This window comes from Micromonospora sp. NPDC051006 (assembly GCF_044456245.1).
In the GTDB taxonomy this organism is placed as follows: Bacteria; Actinomycetota; Actinomycetes; order Mycobacteriales; family Micromonosporaceae; genus Micromonospora.
Genome location: NZ_JBITFP010000021.1, coordinates 1 through 14950, shown reverse-complemented (window position 1 = coordinate 14950; position 14950 = coordinate 1). Strand labels below are relative to the sequence as shown.

Annotated in this window: 15 protein-coding genes; 8 read left to right on the top strand and 7 right to left on the bottom strand. The window is 73.2% G+C overall.

Translation table 11 applies throughout. From position 1 onward, the window contains the following. The first annotated feature begins 107 nt into the window (after nt 1-107). Both ACIBBA_RS25615 and ACIBBA_RS25610 read left to right on the top strand, forming a co-directional pair. The gene (locus ACIBBA_RS25615; protein WP_396700482.1) at nt 108-899 is read left to right on the top strand and encodes a hypothetical protein; all 792 of its coding nucleotides are present in this window, start codon (nt 108-110) and stop codon (nt 897-899) included. 66 nt (nt 900-965) lie between these two features. Continuing rightward, nucleotides 966-1592: a phosphatase PAP2 family protein gene (locus tag ACIBBA_RS25610; protein ID WP_396700481.1), complete on the top strand. Its 627-nt coding sequence runs from the start codon at nt 966-968 to the stop codon at nt 1590-1592. A 113-nt stretch (nt 1593-1705) separates the two neighbouring features. Here ACIBBA_RS25610 and ACIBBA_RS25605 read toward each other — a convergent pair whose 3' ends face one another. The 3 genes from ACIBBA_RS25605 to ACIBBA_RS25595 form a co-directional block, all read right to left on the bottom strand. Continuing rightward, nucleotides 1706-2920: a hypothetical protein gene (locus ACIBBA_RS25605; protein WP_396700480.1), complete on the bottom strand. Its 1215-nt coding sequence runs from the start codon at nt 2918-2920 to the stop codon at nt 1706-1708. 53 nt (nt 2921-2973) lie between these two features. Further along, complete coding sequence (locus ACIBBA_RS25600) at nt 2974-4638, bottom strand: GTPase (RefSeq protein ID WP_396700570.1); 1665 nt, start codon at nt 4636-4638, stop codon at nt 2974-2976. Nucleotides 4639-4767: 129 nt separating this feature from the next. After that, a complete protein-coding gene (locus tag ACIBBA_RS25595) occupies nt 4768-6582 on the bottom strand; it encodes an ABC transporter (protein ID WP_396700479.1) in 1815 nt (604 codons plus the stop codon). 222 nt (nt 6583-6804) lie between these two features. On the opposite strand from ACIBBA_RS25595, the gene dnaK reads away from it, so the two are divergent. The 5 genes from dnaK to ACIBBA_RS25570 all read left to right on the top strand — a co-directional run bounded on the left by dnaK (nt 6805) and on the right by ACIBBA_RS25570 (nt 11538). Beyond that, on the top strand, nt 6805-8667 hold the full coding sequence (dnaK, locus tag ACIBBA_RS25590; RefSeq protein WP_350868472.1) for a molecular chaperone DnaK: 1863 nt from the start codon (nt 6805-6807) through the stop codon (nt 8665-8667). A gap of 47 nt (nt 8668-8714) precedes the next feature. Next, a complete protein-coding gene (gene grpE, locus ACIBBA_RS25585) occupies nt 8715-9470 on the top strand; it encodes a nucleotide exchange factor GrpE (RefSeq protein WP_396700478.1) in 756 nt (251 codons plus the stop codon). 85 nt (nt 9471-9555) lie between these two features. Beyond that, nucleotides 9556-10743 (top strand): molecular chaperone DnaJ, encoded by a 1188-nt coding sequence (dnaJ, locus tag ACIBBA_RS25580; RefSeq protein ID WP_396700477.1) that lies wholly within the window; start codon nt 9556-9558, stop codon nt 10741-10743. Between the two features lie 28 nt (nt 10744-10771). Continuing rightward, the gene (locus tag ACIBBA_RS25575; protein WP_350868468.1) at nt 10772-11215 is read left to right on the top strand and encodes a heat shock protein transcriptional repressor HspR; all 444 of its coding nucleotides are present in this window, start codon (nt 10772-10774) and stop codon (nt 11213-11215) included. Nucleotides 11216-11346: 131 nt separating this feature from the next. Beyond that, nucleotides 11347-11538 carry a hypothetical protein gene (locus ACIBBA_RS25570; RefSeq protein ID WP_396700476.1) on the top strand — a complete coding sequence of 64 codons (192 nt, stop codon included), beginning with the start codon at nt 11347-11349 and terminating at the stop codon, nt 11536-11538. A 139-nt stretch (nt 11539-11677) separates the two neighbouring features. Here ACIBBA_RS25570 and ACIBBA_RS25565 read toward each other — a convergent pair whose 3' ends face one another. The 4 genes from ACIBBA_RS25565 to ACIBBA_RS25550 form a co-directional block, all read right to left on the bottom strand. Beyond that, nucleotides 11678-12109 carry a hypothetical protein gene (locus ACIBBA_RS25565; RefSeq protein ID WP_350868464.1) on the bottom strand — a complete coding sequence of 144 codons (432 nt, stop codon included), beginning with the start codon at nt 12107-12109 and terminating at the stop codon, nt 11678-11680. Nucleotides 12110-12289: 180 nt separating this feature from the next. Further along, nucleotides 12290-13495 carry a cation:proton antiporter gene (locus tag ACIBBA_RS25560; protein ID WP_396700475.1) on the bottom strand — a complete coding sequence of 402 codons (1206 nt, stop codon included), beginning with the start codon at nt 13493-13495 and terminating at the stop codon, nt 12290-12292. A gap of 5 nt (nt 13496-13500) precedes the next feature. Further along, a complete protein-coding gene (locus ACIBBA_RS25555; protein ID WP_396700474.1) occupies nt 13501-14001 on the bottom strand; it encodes a cation:proton antiporter regulatory subunit in 501 nt (166 codons plus the stop codon). A 68-nt stretch (nt 14002-14069) separates the two neighbouring features. Beyond that, a complete protein-coding gene (locus ACIBBA_RS25550) occupies nt 14070-14288 on the bottom strand; it encodes a winged helix-turn-helix domain-containing protein (RefSeq protein ID WP_396700473.1) in 219 nt (72 codons plus the stop codon). A gap of 241 nt (nt 14289-14529) precedes the next feature. Here ACIBBA_RS25550 and ACIBBA_RS25545 point away from each other — a divergent pair, with 241 nt between their 5' ends. Next, on the top strand, nt 14530-14793 hold the full coding sequence (locus ACIBBA_RS25545; RefSeq protein WP_396700472.1) for a hypothetical protein: 264 nt from the start codon (nt 14530-14532) through the stop codon (nt 14791-14793). Nucleotides 14794-14950 lie beyond the last annotated feature (157 nt).

Below are 14950 nucleotides of genomic sequence, written 5' to 3'. Positions count from 1 at the left end.
TGAGCCAGGCTGAATGCCGCGGGATCGCCACGATCGGGTGGTTTGCCGCATCTCCGGGTCACGTTTCGCGTCCCGGTCCGTCCACGGTCGACAACGAGGGAGGCGTGGTGTCCGAGCCAGCCGACGGTCCCGGTACGCCGCTGCTCGGTCGGCACCGCTCCACCAACGGCGGCTACCGCCGGGTGGTCGGCGCGCACCGTGCCCGCGGCTCGACCGCCCCGGCCAAGGGCTACCTCTTCACCGTCGCGCTGCTCGCCGGCACCGCGTCGATGCCGATCCTGGCGGCGATCAGCGCCGGCTCGGCCACGGTGGGCAGCACCGCCCTGCCGGACACCAGCACCCCGTTCATCCCGACCCCGTCGGTCGGGCCGGTGGTCATCCCGCTGCCGATGACCAGTCAACCCGCGCTCCCACCGGCCCGCCCGGTGATCACCCCGTCGGCAGCCAACGGCTGGTCGCCCGGGGTCGCGCTGGAGACGCCGGACCGCCCGGAGCAGGCCGGGCCGCGTCCACCGGGCCCCGGCCGGCCGGTGCCGCCGCCCCCGGCGCCGCGCCCGCCCCGACCCACCCCGCCCTCCGCCTCGCCGAGCCCGTCGCCGACGGGGTCGCCGACCGGCGGGCCGTCGCCCACGGCGACGGCAACCAGCACCATCTCGGTGCCGCCCCGGCCCACTCCCACCGGGACGACCAGCCCCACCCACTCGGCGCCACCGGAGGGCCCGCCGGAGCCGACCGATCCGCCCGCGACCCACCCGACACCCGTCGACCCGCCGGCGACCCTGACCGCCGGCCCGACCCCCGGCAGCGGGGGGAGTCCGACCCCGCCGGCCGCCAGCACCGTTCCGGCGCCCCGGGAACCGGTGGACCCGCACCCGACCACCTCACCGCCGGTACGGTGACGATCAGAAGCGGCTGAGCCGTCCCGGCCCGTGCCGGGCCGGCGGTGCGGGAGCGGAGGAGACGGCGTGGGCGGCGGTGCGGAACCCCGTCCGGGCACCGTCGCCCGGCGCGGCCCGACGTTGCGACTGGCGCGGCTGGTCACCGAGCTGACCGCGCCCGCGGTGCTGGTCTCGGCGCTGATGCTCACCATCGGCTGGCACAGCGCCCGGGGCGGCGCCCACGGGCTCGCCTGGGGGCTGCTGGCCACCGTCTTCGTCAGCGGCATCCCGTTCGCCTACATCGTCGGCGGAGTCCGTCGGGGCCGGTTCACCGATCACCACGTGGGGCTGCGCGAGCAGCGCCGGGTGCCGCTGCTCTTCGGTCTCTGCTCGGTCGCCGCCGGGCTGGCCCTGCTCGCGGCGCTCGGCGCCCCGCGCCCGATGCTGGCGCTCGCCGCGGCCGGCGTGGTCGGCTTGGTCGTCGCGGTGACCCTGAGCCACTGGTGGAAGATGTCCATCCACTCGGCGGTCGCCGCCGGCACCGTGGTCGTCCTGGTGCTCACCTTCGGGGCCCGGCTGCTGGTCACCGCCCCACTGTTGGCCGTCGTCGGCTGGTCCCGGGTCCGGCTGGGCGACCACACCACCACCCAGGTGGTCGCCGGTGGCCTGGTCGGCGGACTGGTCGCCGGCGTGGTCTTCGCCGCCCTCCGCTGACCGCCCTCCGGCCCCCCGCCCAGTGCCGTTGATCATGAGGCCTGCGGCGAAGTCGATCTCCTTCGTCGCGCAGACCTCATGATCACTTCGGTCGAATGGGGTGGGGGTGGGGGTCAGTCGTCGGCCAGCCGGTGGCGGTTGGCCTCGATCCAGGCGTCCAGCGCGGCCGGGTCGTCGGGGTCCACCCCATCGGCCATCAGCTGCGCCACAGCCGCCGTCGCCGGGCTGCGCCGTTCGCCGGTGCTGTAGAGCCGGGCGAACTCCGGCACCATCTCCTCGATCGCCGTGTCGGTCTGCTCCGCCGCCGACTCGGGCAGGCCGCGCCGGTGGGCCGCGTAGCCGGCCCAGGCCCGCAGCACCCGGGGCAGCATCGCGGCGTCGTCCATGTCCAGCACCGCCCGCCGGTGCACCCAGTCGAGCAGGAACAGCCCGGCGACCGCCGGGCTCCACCGCAGCGGGTCGGCGTCCGGGAAGGTCGCCGAGTGGTCGAGCAGCAGGCTGAGGCAGAAGTGCAGCGAGGCCAGCTCGGGGCCGTCGACCGTGTCCAGCCCGGCGCGGGCCGCCTCCGGCGAGGCGAGGAAGCGCCGGACCAGCTCGGTCCGGTCGTCGGCGGAGAGCTGTTCGGGCTCCCGGGGCGCCGGCAACGCCGCGCCGGGTAGCAGCGCCAGTCGAGCGCCGACCAGCGCCCGGTCGGTGGCGAGCGACCCCTCGCCGGGCAGCTCGCCGAGGTCGTCCGTGATCAGCAGGTGCCGGGCCACCTCGCTGCGCATCCGGGCGGGGTCCTCCTCCCGGAACCAGGTCAGGTCGTCGCTAGCGCACATCTGCCGGACCTGCTCCAGGATCCGCTCGGCGGGGCCGCCGACGAAGACGTCCTTGGTGATGCCGATGTTGTGGTCGACCAGGGCCACCAGCGCGTGCTCCGGGCCGCCGACCGCGTCGTCGTAGGCGAAGGTGGCCAGGTAGGAGGTCTGGTCGCCGTACACGTCGCCGTAGGCCCAGCTGCCGGTGAGGTGCACCCGGCCGAGCTGACCGGACCACGCCGGCGCCTGGCTGCCCGGGCGGACCCGGCCGGCGCCCTCGGCGTCCGGCACCAGGGTGGCGAAGACCGAGCGGATGGTGGTGGCCGCGGCCGTACGCCGGCGCGCGGTGGCGACGAGGAAGCCGGCGACGAACTCCCGGACGGCAGCGCTGCGGTCGGTCTCGGCGATCGCGTAGACGCTGCCGAGCAGCGCGGCGCCGAGCATCTCGGCGTCCAGGGCGCAGTCGAGCTTGGTCACGTCGCGTGCGGCGTGCAGCACCGCGTCGTAGGGGGTCTGAGGCGTGGCCATGCTCCGACCCTACGCCCGGCGGGCGCTCCGGCGAGTGGTAGCGATCGGCCGGATCAGCGGCGGGCGGCGTCCTTCAGCGCGTCCCGGGCCTCGGCGTAGGAGGCGAGCACGACCCGGACGGGGGTGAGCACGTACTCGTCGCCCACCGTCGCCACCGCGGCGGTCAGCCGCCGCTCGGCCCGGCGCCGCGCCCGCCGGGCCGCCCACCGGACGACCGGCCGGGTCAGCGCGGAGATCAGCAGCCCGGCGAGCAGGCCGCCGAGCAGCAGCACGGTGGGCAGCGGCACCTCGCCCACGGCCGGGTTGTCCAGTTTCGGCAGGCCGAGCGCGCGCAGCGCGTAGCCGAGCACCAGCCAGCCCAGCCCGACCAGCGCGGCCAGGGTGACCAGCCACTGCAGCGCGCCGACCACCCGCCACCAGACCGGACGGTGGCCCATCCCGAGATCGGTGCCGGCGACCGCGCGGTCCAGCTCGTCCGGCAGGTCGCCGAGGCGCGACCGCGCCGCCGTGGTCACCGCTGCCGGCCAGTCCGCCGGCAGCTCGGCGGCGGCCCGGTCGGCCACCGCCCGGATGGCCAGCCCGAGCGCGGAGCGCTGGGCGGCGGTGGGATCCGGTACCGAGGTCGCGGCGACCAGGCTCTCCGCCGGGTCGGCGGTCTCGCCGCCCGGCCCGGGCAGGTGCAGCCGGCGCAGCGGGTCCGGGCGCAGCCGCCGCCAGCCGCGGACCAGCGGCCAGCCGGTGCTGGCGACGGCCCGGTGCCGGTACGCCCGCTGCACCGCGTCGGTCACCGCCGGCACGCCGGCCGCCCCGGCCAGCGCCCGGGTCAGCCCGTCGACCGTGGCGTCGTCCGGGCCGCCCGCCGGCCGGGCGGAGCCCACCAGCTCGTCCAGCTCGCTCACCACCGTGTCGACGTCCCCGGCGAGCCGGCGCAGCGCCGCCTGCCGCTCGGCCACCGTCCGCTCCAGCGCCGCGCGCAGGTCGCCGATCCCGGCCGGGTCGATCGCGGTGGTCGCCAGCAGCGGGACGCCGTCCAGCCCGTCCGCGTCGAGCAGCCGGCGCAGGTCCGCCAGGACCCGGGGCAGCTCGGCCGGGGGCAGCCGGTCGGCCTGGTTGAGTACGACCAGGGTGACGTCCCGGTGCCGGTGGAACTCGCGCAGGTAGCCGGTGTGGATCACCCGGTCGGCGTACTTCTGCGGGTCGACCACCCAGATCACCTGGTCGACCAGGCCGAGCAGCCGGTCCACCTCCATCCGGTGGGACCGCTGCACCGAGTCGAAGTCGGGCAGGTCGAGCAGGACCAGGCCGTGCAGCGCCGACTCGTCGTCGCCGTCCAGGGCGCTCTCCCGCACGAACCGGTGCCGGGGCAGCACGCCGACCCAGTCGAGCAGCCGGACCGCGCCCTCCTGCTGGCCCCAGACGCAGGCGTGCGTCACCCCGGTGGTCGGCCGGCGTACCCCGACCGGGGAGAGCTCCAGCCGGGCCAGCGCGTTGAACAGGCTGGACTTGCCGCTGCCGGTGGCACCGGCCAGCGCGACCACGGTGTGGTCCCGGGAGAGCGCCAGCCGGGTGCCGGCCCGCTCGACCAGGGTGTGCGCCGGGACGAGTTGAGAATCGGGCAGGTGCCCGTCCGCCGCGCCGAGGAAGCGGCGGACCGCGTCCAGGCGGGCGAGCAGCGCGTCCGGGTCGACCCGCTGGTCACCCCGGAACGCCTCACGCATCCGACCGACGACGTTGCTCACCGGGCCGGCCTTTCGTTCGCGACTGCGGGGCTCGCAAGCTCACTCCTCGCGCTCACCGGGCCGGCCTTTCGTTCGCGACTGCGGGGCTCGCAAGCTCACTCCTCGCGCTCACCGGTCGCCCTCCCCGGTGGTGAGGCCGCTGCGGTGCCGGGCGATCTCCACCCGGGTCGCGGCGCGCCGCAGCGCGTCGGCGGTCTCCGGCCCGGGCCGGGCCGCCTCCGTCCGGGCGAGGTAGCGGGCGGCCTCCTCGTCGAGCAGCGTCCGCACCCGGTCGAGCAGGTCGACGCGGGCCTTGTTGGCGAGCGTACGGACCGCCTGGTCGCCGAAGATCGCCTGGAGTACGGCCTGCGCGGCCACCGTGGTGCCGGCCCCGGTGGCCACCTCGAGCCCGGTCGGGATGAACGCGGTCGAGGCGAACACCGCGATCATCACCGCCAGCCCGGTGGCGTTCACCGCGTACGCGGCGGTGCGGGCCACGAACCGCTTGTCGCCGCCCTCCGCGCGGACCAGGTCCAGCACCCCGCGCTGCCACTCCCGGACCAGCCGCTCGGCCCGTTCGGGCAGGTCGTCGCCGGGATGGGCGAGCCCGGGTTCGAGCAGCGCCGCGCCGGCCGGGTGCGCCTTCCACCCGGTGTACGCGTTTTCGGCCGCCTCGGCGGCGACCCCGCGCAGCAGCGTCACCAGCTGGGACTCGATCGCGGTACGCAGCTCGGCGGCGGGCGCCGGACGCCCGGTCACCGCGGCGATCAACCGGTCGCGCAGCCGCCCGATCCGGGCTTCGAGAGTGCGGAAGAACTCGCCGGTGCCGACGAACTCCTGCCAACGGGCGAGCACCTCACCGCGGAGCAGCCGGCCGTCGGTCAGCCCCTGCTCCACCGTGCGGTGCGCGCCCCGGTAGGCGGCCTGGACCCGCTCGTCGAGCGCGTCGGCCGTCTCGACCTGCTCGTCGGCGGCGTCGGCGAGCCCTTCGATGGCGGGGTGCACCGCGGCCAGCGCCCCGTCCAGGGTCTGGCGCACCACGGCGGCCCGGGCGTCCGCGTCGGCGGCCAGCCGGGCGAACCAGTCGGCGAGCGGGGCGGTGACCCGCCCCGGCAGCAGCCCCTGCCCGTCGACCCAGGTCTCCGGGAGCACGAAGAGCGGCGCCTGACCGAGACCCTGCTCGGCGAGCATCTCGGAGAGATGGGCGGCGATCTCGTCGCTCGCCTCGGCCGGCACCCGGTCGAGCACCATCGCGATCACGGCGCCCCGGGACCGGGCGCTGCGCAGCAGCTCCCAGGGGACGGCGTCGGCGTAGCGGGCGGCGGTGGTGACGAAGAGCCAGAGGTCCGCGGCGGCGAGCAGTTGACCGGCGAGCGCCCGGTTGGCGTCGACGACCGAGTCGATGTCCGGCGCGTCGAGGAAGGCGAGGCCGGGCGGGAGCGCGGGGGCGGTGACGAGCTGGAGGGTGCCCGGATCCTCGCTCGGCTCGTTGGTGCGGGTGAGGCCGGGCAGCAGCTCGCCCTGACGGAACCAGGACGAGTCGGCCGGGCTGCAGACCAGCACCGGTGAGCGGGTGGTCGGGCGGAGCACGCCGGCCGCGCTCACCCGGGCCTGGACCAGGCTGTTGACCAGGGTCGACTTGCCGGCGCCGGTGGAGCCGCCGACCACCACCAGCAGGGGGGCGTCGAGTCGGGTGAGCCGGGGCAGCAGGTAGTCGTCGAGCTGGTCGGTGAGCCCGGCGGCGGTGCGCCGGGCCGGCTCGGCCGAGGGCAGGCTCAGCGGGAAACTGGTCGCCCCGATCGCGGCGCGCAGGCCCTCCAGGGCGGCGGGGAGGGTGTCGTCCCCGGTGGTGGCGGGCGGGTCCTCCGCGTCATCCGGCGGGCCGGTGCGGGCTGCGACGGCGGGCGCGCCGGACTGGGTGGCGGGATCGCCGTGCGTCGTCACCGCTAAAGCGTGCCCGACCGATGCAAGGGAAGACAACCGATCAGTAGCAAACGAAGGTTGCGTCGGGTTCACTCAACCCCGACTTGACGATCTGCGGACGCGTGGCACTATTGAGTCCGGTTCACTCAACTTGTGGTGGCGCCCGCTGCGGCGGCGCCCACCGGGCAGCTCAGCGGGCGGTGCCCGTCACCTGCTCAACCTTTACGAAGCGAGGAAGCGAAGATGGCACGTGCGGTCGGTATCGACCTCGGCACGACGAACTCCTGCGTCAGCGTTCTCGAGGGCGGTGAGCCCACCGTCATCGCCAACGCTGAGGGCTCGCGGACGACCCCGTCGATCGTCGCGTTCGCCCGCAACGGTGAGGTGCTCGTCGGTGAGGTCGCGAAGCGCCAGGCGGTGACCAACCCGGACCGGACGATCCGGTCGGTCAAGCGGGAAATCGGCACCAACTGGTCGGTGGACATCGACGGCAAGAAGTACACCCCCCAGGAGATCTCGGCCCGCACGCTGATGAAGCTCAAGCGGGACGCCGAGGCGTACCTGGGCGAGCAGATCACCGACGCGGTGATCACGGTTCCGGCCTACTTCAACGACGGCCAGCGCCAGGCCACCAAGGAGGCCGGTGAGATCGCCGGCTTCAACGTGCTGCGGATCGTCAACGAGCCGACCGCGGCCGCGCTGGCGTACGGGCTGGACAAGGGCTCCAAGGAGCAGACCGTCCTGGTCTTCGACCTCGGCGGTGGCACCTTCGACGTCTCCCTGCTGGAGCTGGCCGAGGGCGTCATCGAGGTCAAGTCGACCAGCGGTGACAACCACCTCGGTGGTGACGACTGGGACCAGCGGATCATCGACCACCTGGTGAAGACCTTCCGTGGCGAGCACGGCATCGACCTGGGCCAGGACAAGATGGCCCTGCAGCGGCTGCGCGAGGCCGCCGAGAAGGCCAAGATCGAGCTGTCCGCCGCCACCACCACCAACATCAACCTGCCGTACATCACGGCGGGCTCCGCCGGCCCGCTGCACCTCGACGTGACGCTGAGCCGCGCCGAGTTCCAGCGGATGACGCAGGACCTGCTGGACCGCTGCAAGGGCCCGTTCGAGCAGGCCGTGAAGGACGCCGGGATCAAGGTCTCCGACGTCGACCACGTGATCCTGGTCGGCGGCTCGACCCGGATGCCGGCCGTCACCGACCTGGTCAAGCAGCTGACCGGCCGTGACCCGAACAAGGGCGTCAACCCGGACGAGGTCGTCGCCGTCGGCGCCGCGCTCCAGGCCGGTGTGCTCAAGGGCGAGGTCAAGGACGTCCTGCTGCTCGACGTGACCCCGCTGAGCCTGGGCATCGAGACCAAGGGCGGCATCTTCACCAAGCTGATCGAGCGCAACACCACCATCCCGACCAAGCGCTCCGAGGTCTTCACCACGGCGGACGACAACCAGCCGTCGGTGCTGATCCAGGTCTTCCAGGGTGAGCGGGAGATCGCGTCCTACAACAAGAAGCTCGGCACCTTCGAGCTGACCGGCCTCCCGCCGGCGCCGCGCGGCGTGCCGCAGATCGAGGTCACCTTCGACATCGACGCCAACGGCATCGTCAACGTGCACGCCAAGGACCTTGGCACCGGCAAGGAGCAGAAGATGACGATCACCGGCGGCTCCTCGCTGCCGAAGGACGACATCGAGCGGATGCGCCGGGACGCCGAGGAGCACGCCGACGAGGACAAGCGTCGTCGCGACGAGGCCGAGACCCGCAACGTGGCCGAGGCGCTGCAGTGGCAGACCGAGAAGTTCCTCGCGGAGAGCGGCGACAAGCTGCCCGCGGAGAACCGCGACCAGCTCAACGAGGCGCTCGGCGAGCTGCGTAGCGCCCTCGGCGGCCAGGACATCGAGAAGATCAAGTCGGCGCACGAGCGGCTGGCGCAGGTGTCCCAGCAGGCCGGTTCGCTGCTCTACTCCCAGCAGGGTGAGCAGGGCCAGCAGCCGGGCGGCGAGGCCGGCCCGGGTGCCGCCGGGGCGACCGGCCCGCAGGCGGCCGGTGGCGCCGACGACGTGGTCGACGCGGAGATCGTGGACGAGGACGGCAAGAAGTGACCGTCGGCCTCCGACACGTGTCCACGGTGAAGGGATGAGGTAGCCGCATGACGGAGAAGCCACGAGCCGCCGACCGGGGCAAGACCGGGTCGACGCCGGGTGGCTCCGCGCCCGCCGAGCCGGCCACCGGTGACGCGCCGCGGGTCGTCATCCGCAACAACCGCAAGATCAGCCGGCCCGCAGAGCCGGAGGGGACGGCCGCCGACGCCGCCACCGACGTCTCGGCCGAAGGGCTGGTCGAGGACGCCGAGGTCGTGGTCGACGAGATCGAGGTCGAGGCCGGCACGATCGACGGCGCGACCGCCGGCGGCCCGCCGGTGGTGGACGCGCCGGCCGAGCCGGTCGACGCCGCGACCAGCACCAGCCTCGGCGCCGAGCTGGAGGCGCTCCGCGCCGACCTCGACGAGCGGACGCGGGACCTCCAGCGCGTGTCGGCGGAGTACGCCAACTACCGCAAGCGGGTGGACCGGGACCGGGGCGTGGTCACCGAGCAGGCGACCGGGTCGGTGCTCGCCGCGCTGCTGCCGATCCTGGACGACCTGGACCGGGCCCGGGAACACGGTGACCTGGTCGGGCCGTTCGGAACGGTGGCGGAGCAGCTCACCACGGCGCTCGGCAAGTTCGGGTTGACCCCGTTCGGCGAGCAGGGCGACCCGTTCGACCCGACGCTGCACGAGGCGGTGGCGCACCAGACCTCCGCCGACGTGACCGAGCCGACCTGCGTGCAGGTGATGCGGCGGGGCTACCAGCTGGGTGAGCGTCTGCTGCGGCCGGCTCTGGTCGCGGTGGCGGAACCGGAATAGTGCCAAGCAGTGACCGGGTCGCCCCGTCCGCCGTACGACGGCGGGCGGGGCGACCGGGCCACCACGGTCGGAAGGGGGTGGACCGGTGAGTTCCAAGGACTGGATCGAGAAGGACTTCTACGCCGTGCTCGGCGTGGACAAGGCTGCCTCCGCGGACGAGATCAAGAAGGCGTACCGCAAGGTGGCCCGGGAATCGCATCCGGACCACAATCCGGGCGACCCGAAGGCCGAGGAGCGGTTCAAGGCCGCGTCCGAGGCGAACAACGTGCTCTCCGACCCCGGCCGACGCCGGGAGTACGACGAGATGCGATCCCTCTTCGGTTCCGGGGCGTTCCGGCGTAACGCCCGGGGTGCGGGCGACCCCGGGGGCGTCCCGTTCGACGTCTCCGACCTGTTCGGCGGCGCGACGGCCGGCGGCGGAGGAGACCGCCGCTTCGGCGGCGCCGGCTTCTCCGACCTGTTCAGCTCGATCTTCTCGGGTGGGCAGGCCGGCTCGACCGCCCCGCGCGGCCCGGCCCGCGGGCGGGACGTGGAGACCGAGGTGGCGCTGGACTTCGGCGACGCGGTGCGCGGCGTGACCCTGCCGTTGACCCTGCGCGCCCCCGGCGTCTGCGACACCTGCCACGGCAACGGCGCCAAGCCCGGTACCCAGCCGCGCACCTGCCCGGTCTGCCACGGCGCCGGTGTGACGACCCGCAACCAGGGCTCCTTCAGCTTCTCCGAGCCGTGCCGCAACTGCCAGGGCGTGGGCACCGTGGTCGAGGAGAAGTGCCCCGAGTGCCACGGCACCGGTGGGGTGACGAAGACCCGCACGCTGAACGTCCGCTTCCCCGCCGGGGTGGCTGACGGCCAGCGGATCCGGTTGGCCGGGCGGGGCGAGCCGGGCGAGCGCGGCGGGCCGGCCGGCGACCTGTTCGTACACGTCAAGGTCCGGCCGGACGAGCTCTTCGGGCGCAGCGGCGACGACCTGACGCTGACCGTGCCGATCACCTTCGCGGAGGCCGTGCTCGGTACCGACCTGCGGGTACCCACGCTCGACGGCGCGGTGACCCTGCGGGTCCCGCCGGGTACCCCGAGCGGTCGGATCCTGCGGGCGCGGGGCATGGGCGTGACCCGCCGGGACGGGCAGGCCGGCGATCTGTTGGTGACACTGGACGTGGTGGTGCCGGCACGGGTGTCGGACGAGGCGCGCGCGGCGCTGGAGGAGTTCGCCGAGCAGACGGCGCCGGCGGCGCGGGAACATCTCGACGCGCGGGTGCGTCGAGTCGGTTGACGCGGTCAGTGACGCGGAGGTGAGCGGGATGTCGGATGGGTTCGCTGGTTCGGCGGGTGACCCGGCCTACGAGGCCAAGGTGCTGATGATCTCGGTCGCGGCGCGGATGGCGGGAATGCACCCGCAGACCCTGCGCCAGTACGACCGACTCGGCCTGGTGCAGGCCGGCCGGGCGGCCGGCGGCGGTCGCCGCTACAGCGTCCGGGACGTGGTGCTGCTGCGCGAGGTGCAGCGGCTCAGCCAGGACGACGGGATCAACCTGGCCGGGGTCAAGCGGATCATCGGGCTGGAACGCCTGGTCGAGCAGGCGCAGCAGCGGGTGGCCCGGCTGGAGGCGGAGCTGGACGCCGCGTACCACCGGATCGCCGAACTGGAGTCGCTGGCCCGCTTCCCGGGCCGCGACCTGGTGCCGACCAACCGCACCTCCACCGCGTTGGTGGTCTGGCGGCCCCGCCGCGGCCCCGAACGCTGACCCGACACTCACCTCCGGGACCTGAACGGCCCGGTCCGCTGGCTGGTTTTCCGGCGCGGGCCGGGCCGTTCCCGTTAGTGTGCAAATGAGGTCCTTTCCGCGCAAAGCAGACCCACTGGCATGGGGGAGCGATGACGGATGCGGCGAAGCAGGTGGCCCAGCAGGCGGACGATCGGCTCGACAAGATTGCCGAGACGGTCCGGGAGCGGTTCGAAGAGATCACCAAAGGACGCTTCACCGACGTGGTGAAGGAGGGGCGCTTCGCCGACCGGCCGGACCACGGGGCCGACCGGGAGCGGGCGGAGAGCCGACCAGGAGGGTAGGGCGGGCCGGGCTGAAAACCGGACGCCGACGTGCGGGCCGGGACCCACGGGGGGTCCCGGCCCGTTCGCCTTCAAGATGCGGGCCGGGACGCGGTGATGCCGGGGCGGGGGTCCCGGCCCGTTCGCCTCAAAACGCGGGTCAGCCGATTCGGCGGTTCTCCCGGACCAGGCCGCCTTCGCACCAGTCCCGGTAGACGAAGAGATCCTGCCGGGCCAGCAGCACCCGGCTGTTGTGCGCCCAGGTCCGCATCATCTCGTCGCCGGTCTTCTCGGCCTGCTCGACCAGCTTCCGGAAGCGGCGCTTGGGGTGGGCGCGGAAGTTCGTCCGGATGCCGTCGGCCGCATAGATGTAGAGGCAGTGCAGGGCGAACCGGCGGGCCGGGCAGCTCGGGTCCATCGCCAGGTCGAAGAGGGTCAGCACCAGCCGGTCGCCGGAGACCAGCAGGTCCCAGTCGGGTGGCATCGACGCCAACGGCACCGAATCGGGTTGGTAGGCCCACGCGCGCAACTCCGCCGGCGATGGATCGACGGGGTTGGCAAAGCCGTGGAACGTCGACTCCTGCACGCTCACCGGCCAACCTTCCACTCTGCCCGCAGTGGTACCAGCCGCCTGCGGACCTTGGGCTGCTGGGGCGACACGCTAATCGCAACCGGACAGCGGCGGTAGCCCCTCAGGGGAGCAATTCAGCAACCGTTGGCCTAGCCGGGTCGACCGTACGGCCGACCCGGCTCATGGGGGCAGCGACGGGCGTCAGTCCCCCACCGGCACCGGCTCCCGCCGTTGCAGCGCGGCACGGCGGCGCAGCCAGCGCTTGAACCACGGGAAGTCGGGCAGCCTGGCCAGCATCGGCCCGGTCACCACCGTGATCAGAACGTACGCCGTGGCGAGCGCGGCCAACCGCGGCTCGACGCTGCCGGCCGCCACCGCGAGACCCGCGATGACGATGGAGAACTCGCCTCGGGGGACCAGCGCGAGCCCGGCCCGCCAGCGACCGGGTTCGGCGATGCCGACCCGCCTGGCCGCCAGATAGCCGGTCAGCGTCTTCGTCCCCATGGTGACCACCGCCAGCGCGAGCGCCGGCAGCAGCACCGGCGGGATGTCGCGTGGGTCGGTGACCAGCCCGAAGAAGACGAAGAACACCGCGGCGAAGAGGTCCCGCAACGGGCTCAGCAGTTCGGTGGCGTGGTGCGCCACCGGGCCGGAGAGCGCGATGCCGACCAGGAACGCGCCGACCGCCGCCGACACCTGCAGCTTCGCCGCGACGCCGGCGATCAGCAGGGTCAGACCGAGTACGCCGAGCAGCAGCGCCTCCGGATCCTTCGCGGACAGGGCGGCGGAGATCAGGTGGCCGTAGCGGATGGCGACCAGCAGCACCAGCAGCACGGTGCCCACCGCGACGGCGAGCGCGATGCCCCCGCCGAGCAGCCCGCTGCCGGCCAGCACCGCGGTGACCAGCGGCAGGTAGAACGCCATGGCCAGGTCCTCGACCACCAGGACCGAGAGGATCACCGGAGTCTCCCGGTTACCGAGCCGGCCCAGGTCGGCGAGGACCTTGGCGATCACTCCGGAGGAGGAGACCCAGGTGATGCCGCCGAGCACCAGGGCGGCCACCCAGTCCCAGCCCATCAGCAGGGCGAACGCCGCGCCGGGCAACGCGTTGAACAGACCGTCGATCAGGCCGGCCGGGGCCGCCGAGCGGAGGTTGCCGACCAGTTCGTTGGCCGAGTACTCCAGGCCGAGCATGACCAGTAGCAGGATCACGCCGATCTCGGCGCCGACAGCGAAGAACTCCTCGCTGGCGGCCAGTGGGAGCAGCCCGCCGTGCCCGAACGCGAGCCCGGCGAGCAGATAGAGCGGGATGGGTGAGAGACCGATCCGGCGGCTGAGCCGGCCGAGGACGCCGAGCAGCAGCAGCAGCGCGCCGACTTCGACGAGCAGCGTGGTGGATTCGTGCATCCGCCTCAGCCGTCCGGGTCACTGTCGGCGAGGAGGGCGGACACGCCGTCGAGACCCTTGCGGGTCCCGACCACGACCACCACGTCGCCGGCCGCGAAGCGGAAGGTGGGAAGCGGCGAGACGATGACCTCGCCGTCGCGCAGCACCGCCACGATGGAGGCGCTGGTGCGGGTACGCGCCTTGGTGTCACCCAGTTGCCGGTTGACGTACCGCGAGCCCGCCGGGATGGCGATCTGCTCGGTGAGCAGACCGGCGGCCTGCTCGCGCAGCCCGGAGAGCTGACCGAGCATCAGCGACGCGCCGAGGATGTCGGCCAGCGCCTCCGCCTCGTCGTCAGTCAGCGGGATGTCGGCCTGGCAGGAGTCGGGATCGTCGGGGTCGTAGAGGACAAGATCCCGGCGGCCGTTGCGGTGGGAGACCACGCCCAGGCGGCGTCCGGACTCCGTCACCAGATCGTGGCGTACCCCGATCCCCGGTAAGGCAATCTGCTCGACACGTACTCGCACCAGCCAAGGCTACCGCTTGCTGAACGAGGGGTAGATCTTGGTCGAATTCGGCCCCTCGGCACCAAGGTCTAGGGCTTCTCCGCAACGAACACGCCGACGCCTTCCAGCGTCTCGGTCAGCCCGGTTGCTCGGAGAATCATCATGGCCTTGCCGACCACCGTGTCCGACACGCCGTACTCCTTGCAGAGCTGCGAACGGCTCGGCAGTTTCGTGCCCGGCAACCACTCGCCTGATTCGATCTTGTTCCGCAACTCGTCTGCGAGAACCTGGTACTGCTGCTTGGGCATGCACACTCCCCGGATGGCACGCCCATTCGATCACGCCACTACCTCCGACCTCAAGCAATCGGAGCTTGGTCGTTGACCTACAACCGCTACCGATTGTAGGTTCGGGACGAACGCTTCCGGATGGCACTGGGGCGCTCAACAGGCCGGGGCGGACTTCCCCCGTGGTTCGTCCCGGCCCTGCTTTTTCCACCGCACCCGCGAGGAGAGGACCACGACTCATGCCTGACCTGGGGCGGCGGCGATGAGCGGGCGCTACGTCATCCATCTGCCGGTCGCCGCGCCGGACCTGGCTCGCGCCAAGATGTTGGGCCGGACCGCCGGCCGGTCACTGGCCTTCCTCGCCCGGATCGACCTCGGCGGGATCATCGTCTCCACCGAGGACGACCAGGGGGTACGGCACTGGGTCTTCTGCGATCGGCGGCTGGACGGTGGCCGTCGTTGCGTGCTGCGGGCCGACCACGAGACCCCCTGCACCGCCCGCCTGCCCCGGCGGACCAGTGGCTGACGCCGCGGGAGCTGCTACCTGAATGATCGACTCGGCTTCCGGGAAATCGGGGCATCCGAACTGGGCGGTTTCAAGCGGCTGTTGCAACGAGGTGCTTGTTGAGTACCTCGGCAGGATTCTGCCAGTCGAGGGTTTGGCGGGGTCGTCCGTTGAGTTC

What these genes read in the sequence shown, in the direction of transcription:
- ACIBBA_RS25575 (WP_350868468.1), top strand. Translation starts at nt 10,772, where the DNA reads ATGTCGGATGGGTTCGCTGGTTCGGCGGGTGACCCGGCCTACGAGGCC.
- ACIBBA_RS25560 (WP_396700475.1), bottom strand. Translation starts at nt 13,495, where the DNA reads ATGCACGAATCCACCACGCTGCTCGTCGAAGTCGGCGCGCTGCTGCTG.
- dnaK (WP_350868472.1), top strand. Translation starts at nt 6,805, where the DNA reads ATGGCACGTGCGGTCGGTATCGACCTCGGCACGACGAACTCCTGCGTC.
- ACIBBA_RS25570 (WP_396700476.1), top strand. Translation starts at nt 11,347, where the DNA reads ATGACGGATGCGGCGAAGCAGGTGGCCCAGCAGGCGGACGATCGGCTC.
- ACIBBA_RS25545 (WP_396700472.1), top strand. Translation starts at nt 14,530, where the DNA reads ATGAGCGGGCGCTACGTCATCCATCTGCCGGTCGCCGCGCCGGACCTG.
- grpE (WP_396700478.1), top strand. Translation starts at nt 8,715, where the DNA reads ATGACGGAGAAGCCACGAGCCGCCGACCGGGGCAAGACCGGGTCGACG.
- ACIBBA_RS25600 (WP_396700570.1), bottom strand. Translation starts at nt 4,638, where the DNA reads ATGCGTGAGGCGTTCCGGGGTGACCAGCGGGTCGACCCGGACGCGCTG.
- ACIBBA_RS25605 (WP_396700480.1), bottom strand. Translation starts at nt 2,920, where the DNA reads ATGGCCACGCCTCAGACCCCCTACGACGCGGTGCTGCACGCCGCACGC.
- ACIBBA_RS25550 (WP_396700473.1), bottom strand. Translation starts at nt 14,288, where the DNA reads ATGCCCAAGCAGCAGTACCAGGTTCTCGCAGACGAGTTGCGGAACAAG.